Source organism: Paenisporosarcina sp. NPDC076907 (assembly GCF_050269735.1).
GTDB lineage: Bacteria > Bacillota > Bacilli > Bacillales_A > Planococcaceae > Paenisporosarcina.
Genome location: NZ_JBNNIX010000002.1, coordinates 473,980 through 500,511 on the forward strand (window position 1 = coordinate 473,980; position 26,532 = coordinate 500,511).

Annotated in this window: 24 protein-coding genes; 4 read left to right on the forward strand and 20 right to left on the reverse strand. The window is 40.8% G+C overall.

The features are described from left to right. Window positions 1–68: 68 nt before the first annotated feature. The 4 genes from ACQKEV_RS10090 to ACQKEV_RS10105 form a co-directional block, all read right to left on the reverse strand. Window positions 69–1,604, reverse strand: coding sequence for an alpha-amylase family glycosyl hydrolase (locus ACQKEV_RS10090; RefSeq protein WP_427445432.1), 1,536 nt, complete (start codon window positions 1,602–1,604; stop codon window positions 69–71). A gap of 177 nt (window positions 1,605–1,781) precedes the next feature. Beyond that, a complete protein-coding gene (locus tag ACQKEV_RS10095) occupies window positions 1,782–2,624 on the reverse strand; it encodes a sugar ABC transporter permease (protein ID WP_269925239.1) in 843 nt (280 codons plus the stop codon). A gap of 1 nt (window position 2,625) precedes the next feature. Then, entirely contained in the window at window positions 2,626–3,912 is a 1,287-nt protein-coding gene (locus ACQKEV_RS10100) for a carbohydrate ABC transporter permease (protein ID WP_427445429.1), read from the reverse strand. A 305-nt stretch (window positions 3,913–4,217) separates the two neighbouring features. Continuing rightward, window positions 4,218–5,495, reverse strand: coding sequence for an extracellular solute-binding protein (locus tag ACQKEV_RS10105; protein WP_427445427.1), 1,278 nt, complete (start codon window positions 5,493–5,495; stop codon window positions 4,218–4,220). Between the two features lie 352 nt (window positions 5,496–5,847). Between ACQKEV_RS10105 and ACQKEV_RS10110 the strand changes: the two genes are divergently transcribed. Next, on the forward strand, window positions 5,848–7,608 hold the full coding sequence (locus tag ACQKEV_RS10110) for a glycoside hydrolase family 13 protein (RefSeq protein ID WP_427445424.1): 1,761 nt from the start codon (window positions 5,848–5,850) through the stop codon (window positions 7,606–7,608). 82 nt (window positions 7,609–7,690) lie between these two features. Here the strand turns inward: ACQKEV_RS10110 and dtd are convergent, their stop codons facing one another. The 8 genes from dtd to ACQKEV_RS10150 all read right to left on the reverse strand — a co-directional run bounded on the left by dtd (window position 7,691) and on the right by ACQKEV_RS10150 (window position 17,034). Beyond that, on the reverse strand, window positions 7,691–8,131 hold the full coding sequence (gene dtd / locus ACQKEV_RS10115; protein WP_427445422.1) for a D-aminoacyl-tRNA deacylase: 441 nt from the start codon (window positions 8,129–8,131) through the stop codon (window positions 7,691–7,693). A 10-nt stretch (window positions 8,132–8,141) separates the two neighbouring features. Then, window positions 8,142–10,337: a RelA/SpoT family protein gene (locus ACQKEV_RS10120; RefSeq protein WP_427445420.1), complete on the reverse strand. Its 2,196-nt coding sequence runs from the start codon at window positions 10,335–10,337 to the stop codon at window positions 8,142–8,144. Window positions 10,338–10,652: 315 nt separating this feature from the next. Continuing rightward, window positions 10,653–11,165 carry an adenine phosphoribosyltransferase gene (locus ACQKEV_RS10125; RefSeq protein WP_427445418.1) on the reverse strand — a complete coding sequence of 171 codons (513 nt, stop codon included), beginning with the start codon at window positions 11,163–11,165 and terminating at the stop codon, window positions 10,653–10,655. Next, window positions 11,156–13,510, reverse strand: a complete 2,355-nt coding sequence (gene recJ / locus ACQKEV_RS10130) for a single-stranded-DNA-specific exonuclease RecJ (RefSeq protein WP_427445416.1) — start codon at window positions 13,508–13,510, stop codon at window positions 11,156–11,158. The genes ACQKEV_RS10125 and recJ overlap by 10 nt, the downstream gene beginning before the upstream one ends. Window positions 13,511–13,595: 85 nt before the next feature. Beyond that, the gene (locus ACQKEV_RS10135; RefSeq protein ID WP_427445414.1) at window positions 13,596–13,724 is read right to left on the reverse strand and encodes a hypothetical protein; all 129 of its coding nucleotides are present in this window, start codon (window positions 13,722–13,724) and stop codon (window positions 13,596–13,598) included. A 45-nt stretch (window positions 13,725–13,769) separates the two neighbouring features. Further along, the gene (locus tag ACQKEV_RS10140) at window positions 13,770–14,195 is read right to left on the reverse strand and encodes a LapA family protein (protein WP_427445411.1); all 426 of its coding nucleotides are present in this window, start codon (window positions 14,193–14,195) and stop codon (window positions 13,770–13,772) included. Window positions 14,196–14,298: 103 nt separating this feature from the next. Then, window positions 14,299–16,575, reverse strand: a complete 2,277-nt coding sequence (secDF, locus tag ACQKEV_RS10145; RefSeq protein ID WP_427445408.1) for a protein translocase subunit SecDF — start codon at window positions 16,573–16,575, stop codon at window positions 14,299–14,301. Between the two features lie 108 nt (window positions 16,576–16,683). Further along, the gene (locus ACQKEV_RS10150; RefSeq protein ID WP_427457860.1) at window positions 16,684–17,034 is read right to left on the reverse strand and encodes a post-transcriptional regulator; all 351 of its coding nucleotides are present in this window, start codon (window positions 17,032–17,034) and stop codon (window positions 16,684–16,686) included. A 95-nt stretch (window positions 17,035–17,129) separates the two neighbouring features. Between ACQKEV_RS10150 and ACQKEV_RS10155 the strand changes: the two genes are divergently transcribed. Then, on the forward strand, window positions 17,130–18,635 hold the full coding sequence (locus ACQKEV_RS10155) for a putative polysaccharide biosynthesis protein (RefSeq protein ID WP_427445404.1): 1,506 nt from the start codon (window positions 17,130–17,132) through the stop codon (window positions 18,633–18,635). On the opposite strand, the gene ACQKEV_RS10160 is transcribed toward ACQKEV_RS10155, so the two are convergent. The 6 genes from ACQKEV_RS10160 to ruvA all read right to left on the reverse strand — a co-directional run bounded on the left by ACQKEV_RS10160 (window position 18,622) and on the right by ruvA (window position 23,588). Beyond that, a complete protein-coding gene (locus ACQKEV_RS10160; protein WP_427445402.1) occupies window positions 18,622–19,269 on the reverse strand; it encodes a DUF421 domain-containing protein in 648 nt (215 codons plus the stop codon). The genes ACQKEV_RS10155 and ACQKEV_RS10160 overlap by 14 nt on opposite strands. Before the next feature lie 94 nt (window positions 19,270–19,363). Further along, window positions 19,364–19,636, reverse strand: a complete 273-nt coding sequence (gene yajC / locus ACQKEV_RS10165; protein WP_427445400.1) for a preprotein translocase subunit YajC — start codon at window positions 19,634–19,636, stop codon at window positions 19,364–19,366. Window positions 19,637–19,732: 96 nt separating this feature from the next. Beyond that, window positions 19,733–20,872 (reverse strand): tRNA guanosine(34) transglycosylase Tgt, encoded by a 1,140-nt coding sequence (tgt, locus tag ACQKEV_RS10170; RefSeq protein ID WP_427445398.1) that lies wholly within the window; start codon window positions 20,870–20,872, stop codon window positions 19,733–19,735. Then, entirely contained in the window at window positions 20,869–21,927 is a 1,059-nt protein-coding gene (gene queA, locus ACQKEV_RS10175; protein WP_427445396.1) for a tRNA preQ1(34) S-adenosylmethionine ribosyltransferase-isomerase QueA, read from the reverse strand. The genes tgt and queA overlap by 4 nt, the downstream gene beginning before the upstream one ends. Window positions 21,928–21,947: 20 nt before the next feature. Beyond that, complete coding sequence (gene ruvB / locus ACQKEV_RS10180; RefSeq protein ID WP_427445393.1) at window positions 21,948–22,949, reverse strand: Holliday junction branch migration DNA helicase RuvB; 1,002 nt, start codon at window positions 22,947–22,949, stop codon at window positions 21,948–21,950. Between the two features lie 18 nt (window positions 22,950–22,967). After that, window positions 22,968–23,588, reverse strand: a complete 621-nt coding sequence (gene ruvA / locus ACQKEV_RS10185) for a Holliday junction branch migration protein RuvA (RefSeq protein ID WP_427445391.1) — start codon at window positions 23,586–23,588, stop codon at window positions 22,968–22,970. Window positions 23,589–23,791: 203 nt separating this feature from the next. Between ruvA and ACQKEV_RS10190 the strand changes: the two genes are divergently transcribed. Then, window positions 23,792–23,977, forward strand: coding sequence for a hypothetical protein (locus ACQKEV_RS10190; RefSeq protein ID WP_427445389.1), 186 nt, complete (start codon window positions 23,792–23,794; stop codon window positions 23,975–23,977). A gap of 58 nt (window positions 23,978–24,035) precedes the next feature. Here the strand turns inward: ACQKEV_RS10190 and ACQKEV_RS10195 are convergent, their stop codons facing one another. Together ACQKEV_RS10195 and ACQKEV_RS10200 are read right to left on the reverse strand one after the other, a co-directional pair. Continuing rightward, the gene (locus ACQKEV_RS10195) at window positions 24,036–24,848 is read right to left on the reverse strand and encodes a phosphotransferase (RefSeq protein ID WP_427457863.1); all 813 of its coding nucleotides are present in this window, start codon (window positions 24,846–24,848) and stop codon (window positions 24,036–24,038) included. A 39-nt stretch (window positions 24,849–24,887) separates the two neighbouring features. Next, window positions 24,888–25,844, reverse strand: a complete 957-nt coding sequence (locus ACQKEV_RS10200) for a LysM peptidoglycan-binding domain-containing protein (RefSeq protein WP_427445383.1) — start codon at window positions 25,842–25,844, stop codon at window positions 24,888–24,890. A 122-nt stretch (window positions 25,845–25,966) separates the two neighbouring features. Between ACQKEV_RS10200 and ACQKEV_RS10205 the strand changes: the two genes are divergently transcribed. Continuing rightward, window positions 25,967–26,500 (forward strand): transcription repressor NadR, encoded by a 534-nt coding sequence (locus ACQKEV_RS10205; RefSeq protein WP_427445380.1) that lies wholly within the window; start codon window positions 25,967–25,969, stop codon window positions 26,498–26,500. Window positions 26,501–26,532: the final 32 nt, after the last annotated feature.

Sequence of the window (26,532 nt, forward strand, 5' to 3'; positions counted from 1 at the left end):
TTAACCAACATTTCATATAAATCTATTATAACGATTATTTGCGTATTAATTTACTCAATAATGAAAATTCAATTGGTTATTTTTCTTTTGGAACGTCTTAATACGTAAAACGCTAATAGACTTACCAAAATCACACATGCTGCAATGACAATCGGATACATTCCCATTCCACTTTTCTCTGAAACTGTAAATATTTCCGAGGTCTCTGCATCAATCGTCAGTTGATATTGGCCACTTTTCTCTTTGATCTGCATGTCACTCAATAACCCTGTCAATTGTTTATCGTCAGCAATGTCTTTACTATTGATTTTCACCGTTTGCGATTTAGATGTATTGTTAATGGCAACGACAATTGTTTCATCTTGATAAATGCGTTTGTAAACAGCCATTCCACTCGCTTCATGCAACTGAACAAGCTCTCCTCTAGTAAGGGCAGAGTGTTCATTGCGCAATTTCCCAAGTTTCGAAAGATACGTGATCAACTCTTTGTCACCATCAAACTCCATCATTCTTCGGTTATCAGGATCTTCCCCACCATCCATGGCAATTTCCGATCCATTGTAGACAATTGGGATGCCAGGAGCAGTATAAATATAAGTAAGGGCCAATTTCCACCTAGTAACGGGATTCTGCTTATTTTGTAAAACGTCCCGAGTGAATCTACTCATGTCATGGTTATCCATGAAATTACCTAATAGCTCTGGTCGTTTGTAAAAAGCTTTATTGCGATCCAATGAAGTGAATAACCAACCGAGACTTTGATCTGGTTTGGCAAAAGTCGTTCGCAATTGTTCATTTTGCGGGAAATCTACAAACCCATCGATCCCTGTTTCTTCATAAGCTGCAACCACTCGAAGGTCATTATGCCAAACTTCCCCCATCAGATAGAAATCGTCTTTAACAGACTTTACTTCTTTGGAGAAATCAGTCCAGAAATCTTTTGGTACATGCTTGACTGTATCCAATCGGTATCCATCCACGTCTGTTTCTTCAATCCACCATTTTGCGGTATCCAAAAGATATTTTCGCGTTTCTTCGTTTTCCTGATTAAAATCGGGTAAGTCGTATAACCAATTATTCTCGACTTCCTCTTGGTTGTCCCAGTTCAGTATTGGCTGCTTTTCATGAAACCAATCTTTTTTTTGCTCATCCTCGGCCCAAGGATGGTTAGGTCCCACATGGTTGACCACAAAATCCAGGATGACTTTCATATCCCGTTTATGCGCTTCATCCACTAGTGTCTTAAATTCTTCCATCGTGCCGAAGTGTTCTTCGGTTTTATAAAAGTCGTTTATCCAATATCCATGGTAACCTTTTGCTTCATTATCAAAAACCGGTGTCAGCCAGATTGTCGTGAAACCCATGTCTTGAATGTAATCGAGCTTGTCGGTAATTCCTTTGAAATCACCCCCATGATATTCCCTAAGGTCAGCGGTATTCACTTCAAAATCGTTTGCAGTATCTCCATTATTGAAGCGATCAACCATAATGAAATAAATGGACTCATCCTGCCACTTTCGTTCTTCTTTTTCAACAGCACTTACAGGAAATGCGCAAAAAAGAAGAAACGGAATTAAAATGAGTGAGTGTAATACTTTCCTCATTCCCCGCTCCCCCTTTAAATTAAGGCTTTAATGTTTTTGATTGTGGAAGAATGTGCTCCCGTGTTGCCTCGAATTATCATTTTGCGATGACTAACTGCAGGAGTCTAGCAGATTCCAACACTATTAATTAACAATCTTCATTAACAGTGACAAAACGTATTGGTAAAAACTTGTTTATTACCCTTTTGTCCCGCCCGCTGTCAATCCAGATACAAAATACTTTTGGAACATTAAGAACAGAATCGCGATTGGGATTGCTACTAATACTGCCCCTGCTGCGAACTTAGTGAATTCATTACCAAATTGCTTGGCAACCAATTCGTATAATCCGACCGCAAGAGTGAATTTCTGATCATCACGCAGTAAGATTCGTGCAAGAATGAAATCACCCAATGGTGCAATGAAAGAGAACAATGCAACAACCGCAATTATTGGTTTAGCAAGTGGCATCACAATCTGGAAGAAAATGCGCATATGCCCTGCACCATCCATTTTTGCCGATTCATCCAATTCTCTTGGAATGGTGTCCAAATAACCTTTCATCAAATAGGTATTCATCGGTATTTGCCCACCAACATATACAAGAATCAATCCTAAATGTGTATCGATCAATCCTGTACGAATCGCTAATACGAAAATCGCGATCAAAGCTGCAAAGTTAGGAATCATTTGCAAGATTAAGAATGTCAGCAAGCCGTTCTTTCTTCCATAGAAACGGTAACGTGAAAAGGCATACGCTGTAAATGACACTGAGATAACGGTCAAAACCATTGTAATAACACTGATTTTCATGGAATTCCAATACCAAAGAAGGTAATTGGATTTCTCTGTATCAAACAAGAAAGCGTAATGTTTAAATGTTGGATTCTCCGGGAACATTTTTGACCCAGATAAACTTTGTCCTGGATTAAAAGATGACCCAATAACCCAAAGCAATGGATACACTACGATGGCAACCATCGCTAAAATAGCTAAATAGGATAACGTGAGTCGGATGATTCTGCTTTTTTTATTACTCATGCTACATCATATCCTCCTCTTGGAAAGATTTCGTTCGTTTAAATTGCCATAACGCAACGGAAATGACAATGATTGAAAGAATCATAGTTACCGCAGCCGCTTTTCCGTATTGTGCACTGGTCATAGTCAGACGATAGATCCAAGAAATGAGGATATCAGTACCCCCCGCATTCTGACTCGGAATCGCAGGACCTCCTCCATTGAATAGGAAAATAACGTTAAAGTTATTGAAGTTGAACGTATACTGCGTAATGATAATTGGTGCCGTCGCATACAACACTAACGGCAATGTAATTGAAAAGAACTTTTGCATAATGGACGCACCGTCAACATTTGCCGCTTCATACAATTCATCTGGAATTGATTGCAATACTCCTGTTGTCATGGCAAATATGAACGGGAATCCTAACCACGTCTGAATCATAATTAACGCTAATCTCGTCCAAAGTTCATTCGTCATCCACGGCAGACCGCTTTCGAGCCCGATTAAAGGAAGGATCGATTTATTGATGACACCGAATGATTCATTGAACATTCCTGAGAAAATCAAAATCGTGATAAACGATGGAACCGCCCAAGGTAAAATCATGATGGTACGGATCATTGCTTTACCTTTTAAATCCTTTTGATTAACAAGGATTGCAAGGAAAATCCCTAAAGCTACTTGGAAAGTGGTAGCACCAAAAGTCCAAACAATCGTCCAAGCTAATACAGCAAAGAATGTTTTTCTCCAAATATCCAACTTATAGATATCGATAAAGTTCTGGAATCCAACCCAGTCAACTAGATTGCCTGGAGGTGAATGATAAAGATCATAATTTGTAAATGCCAAAAGGATAACAAATAAGATTGGGAAAATGACGACAAAAATTAAGAGGAAGAATCCTGGTGAAATCATTAAGTAAGGGAATCCGTTGTTAATTAAATTATGGTATTGCTGACGAACGGAATTTACGGATTCACCTAAATCACGTTTCTTCCCGTTTTGGTATGCATCATACAAATTAAACGCATACACGCACAGGCCCATGATTGTGATGATCAATGCGATGATGCCATCGATTAGCAGGAACACTGAATTGTCGAGTCCAGGAATTTCACCTAACGTGACAATGCCCCAATAGCCCACTCCTAAAAATTCGGAAAAGACGATGGCAAAAGATGCCGCTAATATTAAAAAGACCATTCCCTTAATGAATTGCTTGTTATAGAATTGACCGAATCCAGGAATGATGGAGAGCAGAGTGGCATTTCTTCGATGATGAGTAGCAGTTGTTAAACCTTCCATTCGGGCTTGTGCCTCCTTTTTTCAGCATAGAAGAAAGTGTTGAGTATGTATCACAATCGGTAATTGTTGTTTTCAATACTTATAGTATGCTTTCTGTAAAACTGAAATTATTAGTATAAATAAAAGGATAGGCCATACCCTCCATGATAGAGGGTACCGCCCATGACTTTTTCCAGCATCTTGATATCAGCGTGATACGTTACTCAAGTCTCAACCAAACCCACTGAAGCGGATCTGGCAGGTGGTTGTAACCGGCGCGAGTTTCAAGCATCGGTGTATAACTTGAGTGACGAATTCAGCAAAAATTATTTCGCTGGGTGATTTGTTTCGATGTTCGTTTTGATTGATTTAACTGCTTCGTCCAAAGCTGCTTGTGGTTCAGATTTACCTGTTGCCACAGTTTGAAGTGCAGAAGCCATTGGTCCCCATACTTCGCCCATTTCTGGAATGTTTGGCATTGGAACAGCGTATTGAGATTGAACAGCTACAGCTTTAGCGCCTTCATTGTCAGCAATGATTGGATCTTCAACTAATGCTACGTTAGCTGGAATTTCAGATACTGCTTCGAAACGAGCTTTCGAGTTTTCATCGTTAGACAAGTGTTCGATAAGTTTTGTTGCCCAGTAAGGATTTTTCGTGAATTTCGTTACATGCCATCCTTTAACACCCATGAATGTTTTAACAGGCTCTCCGTTTGGAAGTGTTGGCATTGGAGCAATTCCGATGTCAACTCCTGCGTCTCTCATTCCTTGGAATGCCCAAGGTCCGTTCATAACAGCAGCAACTTTACCTTCGTTAAACAATCCGTCCATTGCAGCGCCGCCAGTTTCACCGATGATACCTTTAGGGAATAATCCTTCTGTGTACCATTTTTGAATGTAAGCAGCACCTTCTACTGCGCCTTCATTGTTAAGACCGATATCATCACGGTCAAGACCTTCAGCACCTTCGTTGAAAACATATCCACCCATACCTGCAATTGCACCATGTGCAAAGTAGAAGTTATCCCAAAGTGCTAGGAAGCCGTAGTTTCCATCTTTTGTGAAATCTTTAGAGAATGTATAAAGCTCATCCATTGTTTCAGGAGCTTTTTCCATTAAAGCTTTGTTATAAATAAGTACTGGTGTTTCTGTTGCTTTTGGTAAACCGTAAAGTTTTCCATCATACATTTGAGCAGTAATTGAAGATTCGCTGTATGTTTTCAATACTGAATCATCTACATTAATTTCTTGAAGAAGTCCTTCAGTTACAACTTGACCGATTTGGTCATGTGGAAGAGTTACTACGTCTGGAGCATTTCCTGTTGGACCGTCAAGACGTAATTGATCACGGATTTTGTCAGCCATGTTCAACTCTTTAAATTCAACTTTGATTCCATACTCTTTTTCGAAAGATTCGATTGCAGCTGGTAACCAATCTTTACTCTTATCTACATCTTCCCAGATAACAAGTTTCTCTGGTTTTGGCTCTTCAGCTACGTCTTTACCGTCAGATGGTTTTGGTTCTTCTGCACGATCAGGTGCACAAGCAGCTAGCATAGCTAACAAAAGAACAAGCATCATTAATAATAAATTTTTCTTCATCATGACCCTCCTAATATCTTTTTGAACACTCACTTATACAACCGTTTGCACAAAACTAAAAACTCGTAAAATGAAAACGCTATCATTATTTAATAAAAAATAACAATCGTGTTTTTGACCTTTTTCGAATCTTTTAAACTTGTGAAAGCGATTGCACAAATATATTCTTAATTATAATGATTGTTTCTAATTTTACAATAACTATTTTTTGCAATCATTGAAGGAAATTTTTTTATTTTATGTAGATTTCCTTTTTAAGATGAAAAAATTAGACAGGGATTGAATTGGTTAAATTGTTTTGTTAATCTGAATCGAAGTTTTTAATTAAAAATACTTAAAAGGTGGTGCTCTAATGGAACGTTCGGCTATTTTTCACCGTCCGGGGAATAATTACTCTTTTATTATGGAAAAGAACACGCTTTGCATCAGATTACGTACCAAAAAAGAGGACATCCAAAAGATTGAGCTAATCTATGGCGATCCATATATTTGGGAAAACGAGAAATGGATTGTTCAACGAGCTGATCTTTCCTTAAGCGCAACAGATGCATTATTCGATTACTGGGAAGTAAAAATTAATCCTCCCCACCGAAGAATTCGATATGGATTTGAACTTTTTTCAAATGATGAACGTGTTATCTTCACTGAAAAAGGATTTTATGAAGATATCATTTATGATTCTGGCTATTATTTTTGTTTTCCCTACCTTCATGACTCTGAGCTATTTAACCCTCCAGAATGGGTGAAAGATACAGTATGGTATCAAATTTTTCCAGATCGTTTTTTCAACGGAAATAAATTAAACGATCCGAAAAACGTTCAGCCATGGGGGAAAGTTGAACCATCTGCAAACAATTTCTTTGGTGGTGATTTGCAAGGAATTGAGCAAAAACTTGATTACTTGGAAAGTCTCGGTATCAACGGCATCTACCTCACACCGATTTTTACTGCACCAACCAACCATAAATATGACACGATCGATTACTTTTCAATTGATCCTCAATTTGGTACGAAAGAGGATTTAAAGAGTTTGGTAGATTCGTGCCATGCTCGTGGGATAAAAGTGATGTTGGACGCTGTATTTAATCATTGTGGTTTTTATTTCCCTCCATTCCAAGACGTGTTAGAAAAAGGGAGTGAGTCGGAATTCGTTGATTGGTTTTATCCACACAGCCTACCTTTGCAGAATGGTGAACGTCCAAATTACGAAGCATTTGCATTTGTCTCTCAAATGCCAAAGCTGAATACACAAAACACACAAGTCAAAAAATATTTACTGGATGTTGCTGCCTATTGGATAAAAGAATTCAATATTGATGGCTGGCGCTTAGATGTAGCAAATGAAGTGGATCACCAATTTTGGCGGGAGTTTCGCCACGTTGTCCGTAATGAAAAACCTGATGTTTACATTTTAGGCGAAGTATGGCACGATTCCATGCCATGGCTATACGGTGATCAATTTGATGCTGTAATGAACTATCCCTTTACTACTAATGTATTGCAATTGTTTGCCAGTCAGAATATGTCCGCTATCGATTTCATGGATGCAATGTCTTCTGTGGTCCAAAGCTACCCGAATAACGTGATGGACGTCACTTTTAACTTAGTCGGTAGCCACGACACGCCTAGAATCCTCACAGAGTGTCAGGACGACATAAGACGGGTGAAACTAATTTATTTATTAATGTACACTTTCATCGGTTCTCCATGTATGTATTACGGAGATGAGGTTGGCATGACCGGTGGAAAAGATCCTGGCTGTAGAGCTTGCATGGAATGGGACGAAGAGAAGCAGAATACGGATCTTCTCTCCCATTTGACAAAGTGTATTTCTTTACGAAAACAACATCCACTGCTCGCGAATAATGGTCAGTTCCAGTTCATGAACTGGGTTGACACGAATCTTGTCATTTTCCGAAAGTATTTGGACAACCGCAATATATTCGTTTTGCTCAACCCAACAAATACAACGCAGAGCTACGAAGTTCCCTTTGAGATCAAAAACAACACATTGAAAAATCTTTGGACAGATGAAGAAATAGTGAGCGAACCATTCCCACTGATTCAACTAGAGCCCTATGATTTTAAGATAGTGGAATTCCATACTGTTTAATAATATATAAGGTAAGAAAAAACACCCTTTTCTTCTACGAACCATATAATATGGTTTCGTTTAGAAAAAGGGTGTTTTAACTTTATTTAGATTCTACAATCAATGTTACTGGTCCGTCATTCGTTAATGATACATCCATCATTGCGCCAAATACGCCAGTTTCGACATGGAGATTCAGATTACGAAGTTCTTCGTTAAATAAATCCCAGAGGGGTTTCGCAATTTCTGGTTTGGCTGCTTCACTAAAGCTCGGACGTCTGCCTTTTCGCGTATCCCCGTATAACGTAAATTGGGAAACGGATAAAACCGAGCCACCCGCTTCAAATATGGATAGGTTCATTTTGCCACTCTCATCTTCAAATAAACGAAGATTCGCGACTTTTTCGGCGACATAGCGCACATCTTCTTTAGTATCTTCGTGGGTGATGCCCACGAGCAAAACGAAACCTTTATCGATTTGCCCGGTGACTTCCCCATTCACTTCAACTTTTGCTTCTAAACTTCGCTGTAGTACGACTTTCAAAACTGAACCCTCAATTCGTCATTCGTTGCACGGAATGAATATCCGGAATTTGTTTTATCCGCTCAACAATTTTGTGCAAATGTCCAATATTTGTAATCATAATCGTCATATTAATTGTTGCGATCTTATCGCGATCCGCTTTACCGCTGACTGCTGAGATATTTGTTTTGGCCTCATTTACCACTTGCATGACTTCGTTTAATAAACCAGGTCGATCGAACGCAGAAATTTCAATATCTACTTGATATTCTTTGCGATTTGACGTCAGTGGCTGACCCCACTCCACATCAATCAAGCGTTCGTTGCCAGTTGCATCCTGCACATTCGGACAATCGTCTCGATGAACCGAAACGCCACGACCTTTTGTAATAAAGCCAATGATTTCGTCTCCCGGAACCGGACTGCAACAACGGGACAAGCGAATCAGCAAGTTGTCTATTCCTTTGACAATTACGCCAGATTCGGTCGCTTTACGGATGGTCGGCGTATGCATTTCTTTCGTGATTTTCTCTAAAGCTTCTTCCTGATCACGGATTTTGCGCATTTTTTCTGCCAGACGGTTCACGACCTGTTGAGCAGTAATGCCATTAAACCCAACCGCTGCATACATATCTTCTTCGCTCGTGAAATTGAATTTTTCACATACACGTTTAATATTTTCATTCGTTAATACTTCTTTAATATCAAACTCTTGCGCTTTTATTTCTTTTTCGATCATTTCATGACCTTTGTGGACATTATCATCACGAACTTGCTTTTTGAAGAATTGTTTAATTTTATTTTTGGCTTGTGATGATTGGGCGATTTTAAGCCAATCTCGACTTGGACCAAATGACTGCTTAGAAGTTAATATTTCTACAATATCTCCTGTTTGAAGCTTCGTATCCAGCGGTACCATTTTACCGTTAACTTTCGCTCCAATGGTCTTGTTGCCGATTTCGGAATGCACGCGGAAAGCAAAATCGATTGGAACCGAACCTGCCGGTAACTCCATAACATCCCCTTTTGGAGAAAATACATAAACCATATCAGAGAATAAGTCGAATTTAAGTGATTCCATAAATTCTTCCGCATTCGAAGATTCATTCTGGTACTCCAAAATCTCTCTGAACCAAGTCAGCTTCGAATCAACTGATTTATTCGTAGACTCCACTGTTTTGCCTTCTTTGTAAGCCCAGTGTGCAGCGACCCCGAATTCAGCGATGCGATGCATTTCTTCTGTGCGAATCTGCACTTCCAAAGGATCGCCCTGAGGACCAATCACGGTTGTATGAAGTGACTGGTATAAGTTTTGTTTGGGCATTGCAATATAATCCTTGAAACGTCCAGGCATCGGCTTCCATAGCGTATGGATTATACCGAGAACAGCGTAACAGTCTTTAATACTTTCGACTGTTATTCGTACGGCGAGCAAATCATAGATTTCGTTAAATTGCTTATTTTGCAAAACCATTTTTTTATAGATACTGTAAATATGTTTCGGTCGACCATACAAATCAGCTTCGATTTCAACATCTTCGAGCTCGCTTTTTATGTCAACCATTACATTGTTCAAATAATCTTCACGCTCATTGCGTTTTCGTTTCATCAAATTCACGATGCGGTAGTATTGCTGGGGATTTAAATAGCGCAACGAAATGTCTTCAAGTTCCCATTTAATTGTGGAAATCCCAAGTCGATGTGCCAGGGGAGCGAAAATTTCCAGCGTTTCACTTGCTTTAAGCCTTTGCTTTTCCACTGGTTGGAATTTCAATGTGCGCATATTGTGCAGTCGATCCGCCAATTTAATTAAAATGACCCGGATATCCTGCGCCATAGCCACGAACATTTTACGGTGATTTTCCGCTTGCTGTTCTTCTTTAGACATAAATTTAATTTTACTTAACTTGGTGACACCTTCTACCAGCATCGCCACTTCTTCACTGAATTCGCGAACGATGTCATCTCTATGGATGTCAGTATCTTCTACGACATCATGTAAAAAACCTGCAGCAACTGTTGCAGGATCCATTTGTAGTTGTGCCAGTATCCCCGCTACTTGAATCGGATGAATAATATAAGGCTCTCCTGATTTTCTGAACTGTTCTCGGTGAGCATACTCCGCCATTTCATACGACTTTTGGACAAATTTCACGTTTTTGTCGTTCATGTACGTAGCGACAATTGCGAACACTTCTTCAGATGTAAATATTTGGTCTTTCGCCATGTCGAATCACCAGACTCCATTCACTTTCGAATATATGTAAAGACTATTGTATATTAGAAAAACACATCTTGCACCCTAAAAGCTACAAGATGTTGTCTTTTATTATATGGTCATTCAAAAAATCAACACACTTTTTAAAAAAGAAAAGCGCAAAGCGTCACTCTAGGGTCGACACCGTTCTGTAAGGATGAAAGGCGAAACTTCTCGTTTCTGACCCTTGGAGCTAAATATAGAAAATCTAAAGGATATGAAAAACTTTTAATTTCTTATCGTATAAAAAAAAGATGAACTCGGCAAGTTCATCTTTTTTCAACCTTAATATTGCATTAAAGTGCAAATATCGTAGCCTTTTAATTTTTCGCGTCCATCAAGATAAGTCAACTCGATTAAGAATGCACAACCTGCAACTACTCCACCCATCTCTTCGACGAGTTTAATTGTTGCTTCCACAGTTCCACCAGTAGCAAGCAAGTCGTCACAAATCATAACTCGTTGACCTGGTTTGATAGAATCTCTATGCATTGTTAAAACGTTTGTTCCATACTCTAGGTCATATTCTGCGCGAATCACTTCGCGAGGCAATTTCCCTTCTTTACGAACAGGAGCAAACCCTTTCCCCATTGCATAAGCGACTGGACACCCGATAATAAATCCACGTGCTTCAGGACCAACAATCATATCTATGTTCTTTTCTTTCGCGTATTCCACGATTTGATCTGTTGCATATTTGTAAGCTTCACCATTATCCATGATTGTTGAGATATCTTTAAAACGGATACCTGGTTTCGGCCAATCTTCCACGATTGTTACATATTGCTTTAAATCCATACTTGCTCCTCCTCAGGAACGGTCTGCTCGACTAAGCGGGCATCAAACCATTGTCTTAATTCCATATATGGCGCGTATAAAAGCTTTTGTTCAAGCTGCATTTGTTGCTCGCGCATTTTATATACCGTCGACTCCGTAAGATCGCGTTTCTCTGCTGTCTCCTGCAAGTCAATTCGTCCATTGTTTATTTTAACAAAACCAAGGTCAAAAAACACCTCTGTCATGAAAAATAGTGTACTTTCGCTCCAACCTTTGTGTTTGGCAAGCTCTTTCGCATGCTGTTGCAAATCAAATGATGGCCGTTTTGCTAAAAATCCATAATACCATTTAAAGTGATCGCGACTAGGCATCCCCTCAAAATACGTTGATTCTGGCGCATAAAAATGAGCATAGATTCGTTTCGATAGTACATGTGTCAAAACTGTTTCCAACAGTTGTTCCTTTTGCGGAATATCAAGCAGAACAATATAGGATTTTGGATTTGGTAATGTTTGACCTTCGGATATCAATGTAATGTCAACGTTTAGTAACGATTGAAAATGCTGAACTGTCGATTGATGGAATGCTAGGTAAAGAGCATTGTCAGGTTGGATCATCTGATTCCAGCGGTTGACTTGTCGAATCCCCCGAATATCATACAGTTGCCACTCATCTGTTTTCGCATCTTCAATCATAAATTGGGGTTTCTTGCGACCATTCCACTCATTAATTTGCAAATCACCTATAAACGACACAGCGACACCAGGTGTCATTTCATCAGCCAGATGTCCTTTACTGAATCCGACCGCATCGAGCGTCAATGGACCATCCGCAAGTTCCATTTTCACATGATTTTGATTGGCACCTATTTTTCTCATAGAAGCGATATTGACGTTTTCAATGCAATACATCGGCTTCGGAAAGTCCATACCGAATGGCCCGAGTTGTTTCAACGACTCAATGGTCGTCAAATCTATTTCTTCAAGATTGATGGAAATATCGATTTGCTGAATCGGTTGTAAGTCTTCTTCTGTTAATGCCTCATTGGCTTGTTGTAGTAACCTACTACGTAAATCTCCGACTTTCTCCAAAGGCAAAGTCATTCCCGCCGCCATAGGATGTCCACCAAAATGAGGCAAAATATCACGGTTTTTAGCAAGTTCATTGTATAAGTGGAACCCTTCAATACTGCGCGCGGATCCTTTTGCAATCCCTTTTTCTGGATCCATTCCAAGAACGATGGTCGGTCGATAATACTTTTCAACTAAACGGGACGCCACAATTCCGACGACGCCAGGATTCCAGCCTTCTTTTGCCACAACAATCACCCGTGGGTCTTTGCCTAATTCGCCTGATTCAACCATGGCGATCGCTTCTTCCGTCATCAGGCTGACAATGCCTTGACGTTCTTTATTATGCGTATCTAAAACTTTAGCAAGCGAAGCCGCTTCAATTGCATCTTCCGTTAAAAACATCTCAACACCAGGGCCGGCATCAGCCAAGCGACCAAGGGCATTAATGCGTGGACCAAATAAGAAACCAATCGTCTCTTCGTTGATTTGATCTTGTTCGGTGCCTGCAATCTGGCACAGTGCCTTTATTGCCGGTCTTTTCGATATGCGCATCTGTTTGACGCCAGCCTGCACAAAATAACGGTTTTCATCATGCAAAGAGACAAGATCGGCTACGGTGCCAATCGCAACGAGTTCTAACAATTCTTTCGGTGCTTCCCCGAGTAATGCGTGCGCTACTTTGAACGCAACCCCAACACCAGCCAGTTCACCGAAAGGGTAGCTTCCTTGAGGGTGTCTTGGATGGATAATGGCATCTGCAGGTGGCAAAATTTCACCAGCTTCATGGTGATCGGTTACGATAACATCCATCCCGAGATCCTTAGCCATTTGTATTTCATCAATCCCTGATATTCCGTTATCCACTGTAATGATCAGACTTACACCATCTTCGAATGCTTCTTTAAATAGTCGTTCACTTGGACCATAGCCGTCCACGAATCGATTCGGAATGGCAAATGTGACATGGGCATTCAGTTGTTGAAGAGCAGACATCATTACTGTAGTACTCGTCACACCATCCGCATCGTAATCACCGTACACTAAAATCATTTCCTCATCGGCAATTGCTTTTTTGATGCGAGCCACCGCTTTATCCATGTCATGCATTAAAAATGGATCGTGCATCGATGATTCGTCCATATTTAAGAACGCTTTTGTTTTATTTATATCAGAAAATCCGCGAGACGCTAGAAGTTTCGCAGATACGGTTGGTATATTTAATGCTTCTTTTAAATGTTGAACGATTTGTTCATCCGGTCTTTCCAGACGCCATCTTTTTTTAGATTCAATCATTTTTTAGTCACTTCCTCATACATACCATTATAACGTATCTAGGCTTCTATGTAATTCATAGAGTCTAATATCATTTTGGAGTTCGCTACAAGCCTACTAAATTTGCATTTCCAACTAAAAGGGCGATTCGTCCAACTAAACCTCTCTTTTGTCCAACTAAATGTCCATATTGTCCAACTAAATCTGCGAATTGTACAACTGAGCCACCATTCATATTTTGCCCACAAAAAAAGCACTCGCTAGGAGCGCTTCGTTTATCTTAACTTGTTGAACGGACATTAGCATTTGTATCATTTTTAATATCTTTCTTGCTTAATGGTGTATCGACAACTGTTTCACCATTCTGCTTAGCTTGAGTAGCCAAATGTGCGTCCTGGTAACGAATAGGTTCATTTTTGTTCAAAGCCGAGATTTCGTTTTGTTGTGCTGCAATCAGCGACTCTTTTGCTGTGTTATCTTTTTCAAGTTGTCTGACTCTACGTTGCAAAACGAACGAACGGAAAATGGCAACGGATCCACTTACTAAAGCTCCGAGTAAGGCTGATCCTAAAATAACTAAAATAAGAGGCAATGATGCAGTGCCGAATACGTAATTGACAGGAACTTCATCCACATTTACTACGGCAAAAATGGCAACAATCACTGCGAAAATAAGTGCGAATAATAAAGACCATTGTAATTTCATCAGTTTCCCCCCTTAATTGTTGAAACGTGGTTGTTTCATAATACTCAAAAAAAGGAACAGAGTATAGTTTATCTATACCCTGTTCCTCATTATTTATAAACTATTATACGACAGGCTCGTCAGAACCCCATTTTTTCTTGTTCTCATCTTCTTCAACATCAATTGCTCCACGTTTTTTCAATTCACGTTTTTTGAACACGAACCAAAGCTGTGCCGCGATGAAGATTGAAGAATACGTACCGGAAATTAATCCGATAAGTAAAGCGAGCGAGAAATTTCGAATGGATTCTGCACCGAATAACAATAATGCGACTACAACCATGACAACGGTTAAAACCGTATTAACGGATCGTCCAAGTGTTTGGCGAAGTGACTTATTAACAATCGTTGCAAGTTCTTCCTCTGTCTCGATTTTCTTCGAACGTTTCATGTTTTCACGAATCCGGTCGAATGTAACGATGGTATCGTTAATCGAGTAACCCACAATAGTCAAGATTGCTGCGATAAAGGTAATATCTACTTCTAAACGGAAAATACTGAATACCGCCACCATGAAGAAGGCATCATATAAAAGAGTTAATATCGCAGATATCCCCATTTTCCATTCAAAGCGGAATGCCGTGTAGATGATGATTCCTATTGAAGCAAATATTAATGCATATACTGCATTTTTCGCTAGTTCTTTTCCGACAGTCGGAGAAACCGTGCTGATGTTAGGTTCAGCACCATATTCATCCCTGATCGACGCTTTCAATTTATTAATTTCTTGCTGTGAAAATTCTTCTTTAAATCGAATAACGCCAATTTCTTTTTTATCACCTGAAATGACAACATCTTCAGAAGGATGATCAATCGACTCCAAATAAGTGATTAATTCCTCTTTTGTCAATGCATCTTCAGACAGGATTTCAACTCGTGTACCACTTGAGAAATCAATTCCTAAATTCAAGCGGAAAATCCCAAGTAAAATCAACCCAAGCGCAAGGAAAGCTATGGACGCTGTAAAGAATTTTTTACGTGATTTAACAAAATCAAATCGATCAAATTTTGTTGGCAAATCCAATGCACTATAATTTTCATCCGCATGATGTATCGTTGATTTATTAACCCCAAATAACCAAGGCTTGCCATTGAAGAATCCACTATTTACAAGTAAGCCTAAAAGTATGCGTGATCCCCATACAGCGGTTAGGAAACTAACTAAAATACTGATGATTAATGTAATCGCAAAGCCTTTAACTGAACTTGTCCCAAAATAGAACAATACGGCAGATGCCAATAATGAAGTGATATGGGAGTCAAAAATAGCAGAAAACGAATCTTTTGCACCGTTTCTAAATGCTGCATTAATAGACCTACCAATACGTATTTCTTCTTTTATTCGTTCAGCTGTGATGATGTTTGCATCTACTGCAATACCAATACCCAGTATAATTGCTGCGATACCTGGCAATGTCAAAACACCATTAATTAGTTCAAAGACTAGTAAGTTTAGATAAACGAAGACTCCTAATGTAACAACTGCAACCAAACCTGGCAAACGATAATAAAGTAGCATAAATAAAGCAACTAGTATCGTCCCTACTACTCCAGCAAAAATCGTAGATGTCAAGGCTTTTTCACCGAACTGAGCACCGACTGAAGTAGAATACTCTTCTTCCAATTTAACCGGTAATGCCCCTGCATTTAAAACGCCGGCTAAACTTTTTGTCTCTTCAACTGTGAATGAACCACTAATTTGAACATTATTAGAGTTAATTCTTGCATCTACCTTAGGACTTGAAACAAATTTAGGTTTCTCTTTTGACATTTCAGCAGCGAAAGAATCCACGCCTTCTTCAAAATCCAACCAGATAACCAATAAATTTGAACCATATGGTTTTTGAGAAATTTCTTGAGTCACATCTGCAAATTTAGATGGATCTTTCAGTTCAAGCGTGACCATCGGACGACTCTTATCATCAAATGTCGCTTTTGCCCCACCTTCTTTTAAATCAGATCCATCCAACATTAATTTGTCTTCAACGTCGCGGAAAGATAAATTTGCCTGTGTTGACAACAATTCACGAGCGGATTCTTGATCTTCCACTCCCGCAAGTTGCACACGAATACGATTATCGCCTTCAACCTGGATGACTGGCTCACTGACGCCAAGTACATTAATACGGTTTAAAAGAGCTTCTGCTGTATCAGCAAGCACATCTTCTGTAATTTTCTGTCCATCCTTCAATGGTTGAACTTCATAGAGAACTTCAAAACCACCTTGTAAATCTAAACCTAGTTTAATATCTTTGACAACCGATTGAGCGGTTGTGCTGATGGAAGCCGCAAATACTACGATAAGTAATAAAAATGCGATAATTCGGCCTCTGGTTTTCATATGTAAACTTCCTCCTCAACTAGTCAAATGGCAATCTAAAATTACCATTCTCGAAAAAAAGCGCAACATGGTTATTATGAAACACGTCACGCTACGTGTCAAATGTCCTTAAGATTCTGACGATTTAACAAAAACAAACTTTGGCATTGATGCTTTAACATTCGTATTCATTAGGTCTCGAAGTTCGCCCTGATTGAGTTCCGAGAACCAATTTGAGGTTCTGAAGTCTTCAATTTGAGTGTGTGTCATGTACTGTGCTGGTGAAGTTTCCAAAATATCATTTACCATTTCAGAGACTCGCATTTCCTGAATGTCACGTTTTCGCCATTTTTTGTTAATACAATAATTCCAGATGTCCCCCTCCGTGACAGAGTTGTAATTGTACACCTTAAATTCGGCTACTTTACTTTCCAATGCTGGTCGCACAAGTTCAAATAATTCTTCATACTTAACACTCATCGAAACACTTCCCTCTTCTTCGGTTTTAAGCATCGTTATTTTCGCATACGAATATTGTATACGAATTTCTTTGACTTGAGAAGGAAGTGGCAGAATTGTCGACATTTTTACGTGGAACGATGGTATTAATGGGCGCTGTTTTTTTATCCAAATTGTTTGGCTTTGTTTTTCGCATTCAATTTGTGCGAATCGCTGGTGAAGAAGCGGTTGGTATTTACTCAGCAGCCTACCCCGCTTTTATTTTCTTCTTATCCTTGATCCAGCTTGGATTGCCAATTGCCGTCGCCAAAATAACAGCAGAACTGTATGCAGGGAAAAAACATGCAGAAATACAAGCCCTCATGCGCAAAGTGTGGAAACTGACTTGGCTGTCCATTATCTTTTTTGGACCACCGTTATATTTCACAATTCCATTTGTCGCAACAAATTTACTTGAAAATGAAGCGATTGCCCAGACGCTCATTATCGGTTTGATTACGATTCCAATCTCCGCTTATGCAGGAATATTAAAAGGCTACTTTCAAGGTCTTGCCAAAGTGGAGGAAACTGCCTGGTCGTCATTGATTGAGCAATTTTTCCGTATAGGACTGGTCACGTGGCTATTGCCATACGTGGTCAATCAATCTAGTCCGGCTGCAACTGCAGCGGCAGCCATGACCATGGCGCTGATTGCTGAAATCGTCGCGTTCCTTTATTTATGGTGGAAGTACAAGCGAGTGAAAACAATAAAAGAAAAAGAAGTCGATTATCCTATTTCACCTATCTTGCAAGTGGCATTGCCTTCTGCAGGCAGTCGATTGTTCGGCTCGTTTACATGGTTCCTGGAACCGATTGTCTTTATTAAGGCACTTTCTGTGGCAGGAATCGGGGCAGTTGCAGCGACCAATTTATACGGTCTAATCTCTGCCGTTTTTATTCCTCTATTGTTATTCCCGGCGTTTATACCCTACGCCCTGTCCATCGTATTAGTCCCAGCTGTCAGTGACGCGAGAGCCCGCTCCAACAAAGGAATGCTTCAGGAACGCGTATCACTTGCCATGCGCGTGTCGGCCATAACGGGTTGTTTTGCCGCTACTATTTTTTACTTGCACGGTGAACACATTGTCCGCGTGCTTTTCCATGTAACAGAAGGAAAAGGGTATATGGCTTTGCTTGCACCAGTATTCTTTTTCTATTACATCCAAAGTCCTCTCCATGCGATTCTTCAAGCCATGCATGAGGCAAAAGCCGCGATGATGAATTCAATCTACGGCGGGCTCGGTAAATTATTCGTGATGTTTGTGTTAGCTTCCCAACCTGGAGTGGAAGAAAAAGGTGCGATTTTAGCGATCGGGTTCGGTGTATGTTTAACATCTTTTTTACATATGGCTACACTCAGACAAAAAAAAGAAGCCGGAATTGGCTTCACATTTTTCGCACTTCCCTATTTACTGTTTATTGTCGTCACAATTCTTCGTCCAGTCATTTGGCCTTTAGGTGAAATGCCGTGGGTGGCAGATAGTATGGTTACTGCAACATTGTTATTCCTCGGCCTGCTGGTATTTGGACAGCTACGTTTCTCAGATGTCCGACTCCTTCGCAAGTTGATCAAGAAGACTTAAAACGTTCTCTCATTTGAACATATAATTTCTCCCGTTCATAGCTGCAGTAGAATACGGTTTTGGGATCGTAAATATGGATTTTCTTCAGTTCATCGAGCAGCCACTCTTTATCTTGTTGGATTAAGTCCAGATGGGATTCCTGTACATCCCCATCTACAATAAGCGGCAATACTGGATGATCTCCATCGTTTTTGAACACGGATAAGTTTCCCGATGGCTCTAGAAATGCATAAGACACATCCTGGATGGAGCCTATTTGCTGCTCTCGAAGCTGTTGAAACAAGTCATCTAAATTGTAACGTTGTTTGCGCATCTCGGATTCAATGATTTCTCCGTTACGGATAATGACGGATGGATCACCATCGATTAAATCACGGATTTTCTTACTTTTCAAGGACCAAAAGGATGTCCCGAGCTGAATCAAAAGTAAAAGAATCATGGGAAGAATGGATTCAAACAACTGACGTTGTGGATTATCAATCGCAAATGAGGCAACTTCTGCAATCATGACGAAAATGACTAGGTCCATCAAGCTCAGTTCGCCGACTTCCCGCTTGCCCATGATTCTGAAAATAAACAGAATTAATAGGTAGAGAAAGATGGTTCTCCATGCTACAACTAATAGTTCACTCATACGCATCCCCTTTTTCTATTAAGTATGAGAGAAAAAACAACGCAATATACAAAAAAACCTGTTTTCCTTTTACGGAAAACAGGTTTTGATTTTCTTATAGTGCTGGAGAAGCGTCCAATACGCGAGCAACTGCTGCACGCTCGAATTGAAGGCGAGTGCCGTCTGCAACTGTCACAAATACAGTTGCGTCATCCACTGCGTCTACCAACGCGTGAAGGCCACCTACTGTTACAATACGATCCCCACGTTTTAAACTAGATTGCATAGAAGCTGTAGTTTTTTGACGTTTTTGTGCTGGACGGATGATGAAAAACCACATCACCACGAACATCAAAATAATAGGCAATAAGCCGATTAATGTATCCATTCTTTAATTTCCCCCTTTCTCTATATAAGCGCATGTCCAAAAAGAAGCATCTAAATACATACTTTTCAAACAACCTTTACATCAAGTATACAAGAATCAGAAATTTTTTGCATTCGGTTTATTGTATCCGTACTGTTCGAAGAATTCTTCGCGGAAATCTCCAAGACGATCTTCAAGGATGGCTTGACGAACTTGTTTCATCAAATTCATCAAGAAATGCAAATTGTGGTACGAAGTTAAACGAATACCAAATGTTTCTTCCGCTTTGATTAAATGGCGAATATATGCACGTGAGTAGTTTTTACATACGTAGCAATCACAGTTTTCATCGATTGGTCCGAAGTCACGGGCATATTTAGCACTTTTGACGACCAAACGACCGTTACTCGTCATCAATGTACCATTTCGTGCAATACGTGTTGGCAATACACAATCAAACATATCGACGCCGCGGATCGCTCCGTCGATTAGAGAATCTGGAGATCCGACACCCATTAAGTAACGCGGTTTATTGGAAGGCATGAATGGTGTTGTGAATTCAAGCACACGATTCATAATGTCTTTCGGCTCCCCTACAGACAATCCACCGATTGCGTAACCCGGGAAATCCATTGAAACAAGGTCTGCAGCACTTTGACGGCGAAGATCTTCATATTCCCCACCTTGGATAATCCCGAATAATCCTTGGTCTTCAGGACGCGCGTGTGCGTTCAGGCAACGTTCAGCCCATCGTGACGTACGTTCCACACTTGATTTCATGTATTCACGTGTCGCAGGGAAAGGCGGGCACTCATCAAATGCCATCATAATATCCGAGCCCAATGCATTTTGAATTTCCATCGCTTTTTCAGGACTCAAGAATAGCTTATCGCCGTTCATATGGTTACGGAAATGAACGCCTTCTTCTTCAATTTTACGGAATTCGCTTAAACTGAACACTTGGAAGCCACCAGAATCCGTTAATATTGCACGATCCCAGTTCATGAATTTATGCAAACCGCCTGCTTCTTTGATGATTTCGTGGCCTGGACGCAGCCATAAATGGTACGTGTTGCTCAAAATGATGCCGGCTTCCATCGTTTTTAATTCTTCAGGTGCCATTGTTTTGACTGTCGCTTGTGTACCGACTGGCATAAATGTTGGTGTCTCAAATGAACCATGCGGTGTATGCACAATGCCTAAACGTGCTCCTGTTTGTTTACAAGTTTTTATTAGTTCGTATCGTATCGCTGTCATGCACGAACTCCTTTCTGATTAGCGGAGGGGCGAATAAACATCGCATCTCCAAAACTGAAAAATCGGTATTTCTGGTTCACTGCCTGCTCATAAGCATGCAGAATTTTATCGCGGGATGTCAGTGCACTGACCAACATCACGAGTGTTGATTTCGGTAAATGGAAGTTCGTAATCAAGCCGTCAATGCATTTGAATTCGTACCCTGGGAAAATGAAAATGGATGTCCAACCGCTATCTTCCTGCAATTTGCCATCAAATTTATTCGCTACCGTTTCAAGTGTACGTGTGGACGTCGTTCCGACTGAAATGATGCGTCCGCCAGACTCTTTCACTCGGTTGATTGTATCAGCCGTTTCCTGAGAAAGACGGTAAAATTCAGAATGCATTTCATGGTCATCGATTGAATCGACACTGACAGGTCTGAAAGTTCCAAGACCAACATGAAGCGTAATGAACACCACTTCCACACCTTTTGCACGTATTTCATCCAGTAAGCCATCCGTAAAATGAAGGCCCGCTGTTGGTGCTGCTGCAGAACCACGTTCTTTTGCGAAAACGGTTTGATATCTGTCTTTGTCATCCAATTTTTCGCGAATGTATGGAGGCAATGGCATATCACCAAGTTGATCCAGGATTTCATAGAAAATGCCGTCATAAGTGAACTTGAACAGTCTTCCCCCATGATTGGCTTCCCCAACACATTCCGCACGCAATAAACCTTCACCAAAAGATACGACGGTGCCGATTTTGACGCGTTTTGCTGGTTTTACAAGGGATTCCCATACATCTTCTTCCGTCTGTTTCAATAACAGCAGCTCGATGTTTGCACCCGTTTCTTCCTTGACGCCCATCAGACGTGCTGGTAGCACACGTGTGTCATTCAGGACTAGGCAATCTCCTGCCTGAAATTCATCGACAATATGCTTGAAAGTATGATGCGTCACTTCCCCGCTGTCTTTATCCAAAACTAAAAGCTTGCTCGAAGTTCGGTCGGCAAGCGGTGTTTGTGCAATTAATTCTTCTGGTAAATGAAAATCAAAATCTTCTACTTGCATTCTTATACTTCCTTTAATCATTATTCCTCAAAGTAAGGGAGGTTAAAATGGTCATAAGCGAGTTTCGTAACGACACGGCCACGAGGTGTACGCTGTAAGAATCCGATTTGCAATAAGTACGGTTCATACACGTCTTCGATTGTCGTCGATTCTTCACCAATACTAGCAGCGATGGTGTCGAGTCCAACTGGGCCGCCACGAAAACGATCGATCATCCCCAAAATCAATTTATGGTCGATGTGATCCAGTCCCAATGCATCCACTTGCAACAATTCGAGTGCTTCTTGAGCGGTTTCAAGCGAAATGGTACCATTTCCTCTGACTTGGGCAAAGTCGCGGACCCGCTTCAGCAGACGGTTAGCAATTCGTGGGGTTCCACGTGAACGGCTGGCAATCTCACCGGCAGAAGGATAGTCTATTTCCGCATCAAATAATTTCGCACTGCGGGAAACGATTTCAGTCAATGCCTGATTGTCATAATAATCCAGTCTCAACAGTACGCCGAATCGATCCCTTAACGGGGCTGATAAAGCGCCAGCTCTTGTCGTGGCACCGATTAACGTAAACGGCGGTAAATCGAGCCTTACAGAACGTGCAGTTGGCCCTTTCCCAACGACAATATCCAGACAAAAATCTTCCATCGCCGGATATAAAACTTCTTCGATTGAGCGATTCAGACGATGGATTTCATCAATGAAAAGCACATCTCCTGGTTCTAGCGAGCTGACAATTGCCGCAAGGTCACCTGGTCTTTCAATTGCCGGTCCGCTCGTCATGCGAATATTAACGCTCATTTCATTCGCAATGACGGCAGCCAATGTGGTTTTACCAAGTCCTGGAGGTCCATACAGAAGGACATGATCCAAGCTCTCTTCACGCATTTTGGCCGCTTTTACAAAAATGTCTAAATTGTTCTTAACTTTATCTTGTCCAATGTACTGAGACAAATACTGCGGACGCAACGATTGTTCAAAACGTTCATCAAACTCTGAGACACCGCTCGAAATCACCCGTTCTTGCATGACGTTGACCTCCTTTCATCAGCTGAGTTTCAACAACAACTGCAATGCTTTTTTCATATAGCCTTCCGTATCCAATACTTCTGGCAATGCCTCTAATTGCGGACGCACTTTGGTTAATTCACGTTCTGAATAGCCGAGTGCCGCAAGGGCTAATAATGCTTCTTCAATTTCGTGTTTTCCTGACGTTTCCGGGAATAATTGAAGTTCATTTTCTGCGCTTGGCATGTCGAAATCGATCGATAAATCACCAAGTTTCCCTTTTAGATCCAAAATCATTTGGCGTGCCGTTTTTTTTCCGACACCCGGAAATTTCACTAAAAATGATTCATCTTCACGTTCAATCGCCTGAACGACCTGTGATGGTTGTCCACTTGCCAGAATAGCCAATGCGCCTTTTGGACCGATGCCTGATACTTGAATCAGCTTGCGAAACAGTTCACGCTGATCAAGCGAAACGAATCCGAAAAGCAGTTGTGCATCTTCACGAACATGTAAGTGCGTAAATATTTGTTGCGGCTCTGATGATACACGGAACGCATAAGGATTAGGCGTGAAAATCTGCCACCCTATTGACTGTTGTTCGAGAGTCATATATTCCGGTGTCACACGGGTAACCAAACCTTTTATGTAATCGTACATTTAAAGTCTCTCCTCACATTCAACGTACTGATTATAGCATATAAAACGGATGTTCGCAGGAAGAAACAGAGGAATCAAAAACGTTATTCCCTGCTTCTATTTAAGTTCTTTGCCCTGAATGGTTGAAAGAAAATGTTTCAATCTAATTGTGGATGGGAAAAGAAGTTCAACATCTTAAAATACTAAACTTGGAGGCGTTAACGATGGAGAAAAATAATAATACGTTCACACATCAAAACAATCAGCAAAACAATCAAAACGAACAAGGTGAAATAAACGAATTGAACAGCAAAACATTGCAATACAACCAATTGCACAGTAACCATGATGAAGATAAAAAAACGGAGGAAATCCAAGAGGAACAAGGCGCAGAATACGAAAAAGAATAAAACAAAAACAGCACCCCTGATGACGTCATCAATGGTGCTGTTTTTTTGTGAAGTTCTCTTACGTCAAACGGTCACAATCTTCCCATAGCTGCGGCATCCGCTTCAATGCACTGTTTGTGAATTTTTTCAACTTCGGTAAGAATCCTTGTAGTTGAAGATCTGACAAAGTCGTCGCATACAGCCACTCGCGCATCAATTCATTCGGAAATAATAAATAGTTCCAATCGATATTGGCAAGAGAAGGATGTTCATTAATAAGTGCATTTAAATCATAATCAAAGTGCGGTAATACCCGGTGAGACCATAGAATAAGTTCCACCTCAGCTGGTCCTATGCAGGCCAGATCAAAATCAATGATGTACATCTGGTTTTTATGATCACGCACAAAATTATGATGAACAACATCTCCATGCAGCAGAGTTACGTTTTCACGTTTGATTGGCTTCAGCTGAGCTAAAGAATCTTTGGCAAGCTTCGTAATTCTCTGGGTTTTGGAAGAACCGAGTTTTTGTATCAGAAAGGGCTCAACTTGTTTCCATTTTTCCAAACGATGAGCCCACTTCCGATTCAAATCAATCTCTTGAAATAGACCGGACTTCTGCCAGGCTACCTGATTTCTAGTAGCGTGCAGTTGATGGAGCACTTCAATTGATTTTTTTCGATCCTCCGTTTGATTGAATTGAACTTTCTTACCACCTTCAATCCACGGCTGCTGAATTACGAATGCGTCTGGATATGGTTCGATTGGAACCATGAAATCCGCACCCGCTTTTGTTAATTGTTCATGTATATATCGAATCTTGTCTGCATCTATTTCATATTCATATTTTTTTAATGAATACGCATGAGGTCCAATTTGCCATTTCCACACATTTGGCTTTAATTGAACGTAATGCCCTTTTTCCACTCTTTAATAGTAGCGAACGGGATTCGGATAACCCCTATGCCCTTGTGGAGCGGGCCACATATGACACGGCATGCAAGCCATGAATGGAGACATATGCTGAGGCATCATTTGTTGCGGCATCATCATGTTCTGAGGCATCATTTGATTATTTTCCTGTGCACCTAGCATTTGATTCGGATATGGGTATTGCCCATATCCCGGCTGATGCCCAAAATTCTGTCTACCACAACCACATGGCTTAGGCATTCCGCATCCACATGGTGGTGGCGGCGGTGCCCCACAGCCACAAGGTGGCTGTGGATAGAACTGAGGTGGCAGTGGCGGTACTTCAAGTGATGATTCAGTCAAGGAACTGGAATCTAGTAATTGCCAACCATGTGCCTCAGGAACTTCCGATGCCTTTGGTACTGGAACCGGTGCTGGCATTGGCATCGCTTTTGGAGGCGGTACTGGTGCTGGCATCGCTTTAGGAGGTGGCACTGGTGCAGGCGCTGGTGCTGCTTGCGGTGGTAAATGCACTTGCAGATGAACATCCATATCAGGTACTGGAATCCATCCGTATGGAATGCCCATATATGGAGGCATCATTTGATTCGTTAAATGTTGATTGATTGGTTGATTGATTGGTTGTGGCATTGGCTGCGGTTGTGGCATCGGAAGAGGTGCTGGTTTCATGGTAGGTTTTTGAATAGGTGGTGCTGGTTGAGGAATCGCTTTCGGAGCAGGCTCCTTCGTGTATTCCTCCTTCATTTTCTTAACAGGTCGATTATTGTTGTACGGATGCTCCATCATTTCCTGTGTTTTTGCCGTCTTCGTTGGCACGAAAATCTTCATGCCGGGGACGATATAATCAGGATTTGCCAAATGCGCGTTCAAACGTTTCACTTCATCAAAAGATACACCATATTGCTTTGCAATTTTCCACAGTGTATCTCCTTTTTGCACAACATGTACGTGCAAAATAATTCCCCCTTTCATCTATGTATCCTATGAATCACATTTTGATTTGGTCACATTATTGCTGTACATGATAAACTATGAGTACACGTGCTATAGATATGCATGAAAAGGACGGGATCGCGTTGAAGAAATTATTAGGAGAAGAACGACGTCATCAATTATTGGACTTGCTAAAAGCAGCTTCTGAGCCAATCAAAGGCACCGAATTAGCAAAACAGGCAGGGGTCAGCCGCCAAGTGATCGTTGGGGACATGACTTTATTAAAAGCACGGAATGAACCGATTTTGGCAACGAGTCAAGGATACGTATATATGAAGAATTCAAGTGAAAACCATGCGTCTGAACGCCAAATCGCCTGCGTCCATTCACCTGCGGATGCGCAGGATGAATTGTACACATTGGTTGATGCGGGTGTTACAGTCAAAAATGTCACAGTCGAACACTCTGTTTACGGAGAAATTACTGCCTCCATCATGGTTTCGAACCGACACGAAGTCGATTTATTTTTGGCACGCGTAAAAGAAACTGGCGCAAGTTATTTATCTGAATTGACGGACGGGATTCATTTACATTTGATAGCTGCCTCTTCTGACGAATTTTTGGAAGCTGCTGTTGAAGGAATGCGGAGTAAGGGCTATTTGGCGGATGAAGGTTGACATTAATTAGGTGGAAATCGGTTATTTGCTCC

Excerpts from the sequence above, each read along its gene's own strand:
- ACQKEV_RS10090 (WP_427445432.1), bottom strand. The coding sequence starts at position 1,604 with ATGAGGAAAGTATTACACTCACTCATTTTAATTCCGTTTCTTCTTTTT.
- ACQKEV_RS10095 (WP_269925239.1), bottom strand. The coding sequence starts at position 2,624 with ATGAGTAATAAAAAAAGCAGAATCATCCGACTCACGTTATCCTATTTA.
- ACQKEV_RS10100 (WP_427445429.1), bottom strand. The coding sequence starts at position 3,912 with ATGGAAGGTTTAACAACTGCTACTCATCATCGAAGAAATGCCACTCTG.
- ACQKEV_RS10105 (WP_427445427.1), bottom strand. The coding sequence starts at position 5,495 with ATGAAGAAAAATTTATTATTAATGATGCTTGTTCTTTTGTTAGCTATG.
- ACQKEV_RS10110 (WP_427445424.1), top strand. The coding sequence starts at position 5,848 with ATGGAACGTTCGGCTATTTTTCACCGTCCGGGGAATAATTACTCTTTT.
- ACQKEV_RS10120 (WP_427445420.1), bottom strand. The coding sequence starts at position 10,337 with ATGGCGAAAGACCAAATATTTACATCTGAAGAAGTGTTCGCAATTGTC.
- ACQKEV_RS10125 (WP_427445418.1), bottom strand. The coding sequence starts at position 11,165 with ATGGATTTAAAGCAATATGTAACAATCGTGGAAGATTGGCCGAAACCA.
- recJ (WP_427445416.1), bottom strand. The coding sequence starts at position 13,510 with ATGATTGAATCTAAAAAAAGATGGCGTCTGGAAAGACCGGATGAACAA.
- ACQKEV_RS10135 (WP_427445414.1), bottom strand. The coding sequence starts at position 13,724 with ATGAATGGTGGCTCAGTTGTACAATTCGCAGATTTAGTTGGACAATAT.
- ACQKEV_RS10140 (WP_427445411.1), bottom strand. The coding sequence starts at position 14,195 with ATGAAATTACAATGGTCTTTATTATTCGCACTTATTTTCGCAGTGATT.
- secDF (WP_427445408.1), bottom strand. The coding sequence starts at position 16,575 with ATGAAAACCAGAGGCCGAATTATCGCATTTTTATTACTTATCGTAGTA.
- ACQKEV_RS10150 (WP_427457860.1), bottom strand. The coding sequence starts at position 17,034 with ATGAGTGTTAAGTATGAAGAATTATTTGAACTTGTGCGACCAGCATTG.
- ACQKEV_RS10160 (WP_427445402.1), bottom strand. The coding sequence starts at position 19,269 with ATGAGTGAACTATTAGTTGTAGCATGGAGAACCATCTTTCTCTACCTA.
- yajC (WP_427445400.1), bottom strand. The coding sequence starts at position 19,636 with ATGGATACATTAATCGGCTTATTGCCTATTATTTTGATGTTCGTGGTG.
- tgt (WP_427445398.1), bottom strand. The coding sequence starts at position 20,872 with ATGACAGCGATACGATACGAACTAATAAAAACTTGTAAACAAACAGGA.
- queA (WP_427445396.1), bottom strand. The coding sequence starts at position 21,927 with ATGCAAGTAGAAGATTTTGATTTTCATTTACCAGAAGAATTAATTGCA.
- ruvB (WP_427445393.1), bottom strand. The coding sequence starts at position 22,949 with ATGCAAGAACGGGTGATTTCGAGCGGTGTCTCAGAGTTTGATGAACGT.
- ruvA (WP_427445391.1), bottom strand. The coding sequence starts at position 23,588 with ATGTACGATTACATAAAAGGTTTGGTTACCCGTGTGACACCGGAATAT.
- ACQKEV_RS10190 (WP_427445389.1), top strand. The coding sequence starts at position 23,792 with ATGGAGAAAAATAATAATACGTTCACACATCAAAACAATCAGCAAAAC.